Source organism: Bartonella sp. AP19HLJMH (genome assembly GCF_042196245.1).
In the GTDB taxonomy this organism is placed as follows: domain Bacteria; phylum Pseudomonadota; class Alphaproteobacteria; order Rhizobiales; family Rhizobiaceae; genus Bartonella.
Window position 1 is genome coordinate 1 of record NZ_JBHIPX010000116.1, and the last position, 503, is coordinate 503.

The 503-nt window shown below is 44.1% G+C and carries 1 pseudogene; it reads left to right on the forward strand.

Going from position 1 to position 503, the window contains the following annotated elements:
• Positions 1-503, forward strand: a pseudogene (locus ACFINR_RS09690) (hypothetical protein); the annotation flags it as partial.

A 503-nucleotide genomic window follows, 5' to 3' on the forward strand; every position in this document is an offset into this window, starting at 1 on the left:
CAGATCAGTGCTGATGGTCAACTTTTGCCGATAGGCTTTGAGAAGGTTGATAGAACGGTTTTTAAAACCTTTGATAAATTTGCTCTTGATGAGATGCAAGGGGTTATAGACCCCGTTGATAACCGGATTTACTGGTCCATAAAGAGAGGCAATAACGAGCAAACGACCTTTGTCTATGATTGGGGATTGCAGAAATGGTCGACGCTACAGGGAAAACCTTTCACGTTGTTTCCAGTGTTTACGACAGGTTATACTTTAGAACAGTTAGATGAGATCTCGATCAATCTTGAGTCCTTGCCGGCTTCTTTAGACAGCCCTCGTTGGCAAAGTGGCGCTCCCATGCTTGGTGCTTTTGATGATAACAATCGGCTTGTTATGTTTACGGGAGCACCGATGGAGGCAACGGTTGTTTCGCAAGAAATGGGGGCACCAGATGGAAGTTTTAACTTTATCACGAAGATGTTTGCTGAAGTTGATACGACGGAAGGTCTTTTAAGCATAGG